The organism is Acetobacter pomorum (genome assembly GCF_002738225.1).
Classification (GTDB): Bacteria; Pseudomonadota; Alphaproteobacteria; order Acetobacterales; family Acetobacteraceae; genus Acetobacter; species Acetobacter pomorum.
The window spans coordinates 1-231 of record NZ_PEBQ01000040.1; the positions used below are offsets into that span (position 1 = coordinate 1).

Sequence of the window (231 nt, forward strand, 5' to 3'; positions counted from 1 at the left end):
CTGACTTGATTGTTAAGTTATTTAATGATCCTGATGTCAATAAAAAAGGCTCACAACTTGTATTCTCAACCCATAATATGCAGTTAATGGCTCCAGAGAAAATGAGAAGAGATCAGATATGGTTTTGTGAAAAAAATAAAGGTGCGTCGTCTCTTTATAGCTTAGATGATTTTGATAAGAAAAAGATAAAAACAACAACACCTTACGCAGCTTGGTATGATGAGGGTAGGT

1 protein-coding gene is annotated in these 231 nt (G+C 34.2%); it reads left to right on the forward strand.

Features of this window, described 5'->3' with window-relative positions; genetic code table 11:
• Nucleotides 1-231, forward strand: a 231-nt coding sequence (locus tag CSR02_RS16765) for an AAA family ATPase (protein WP_208616793.1), incomplete at both ends; no start/stop codon positions are given.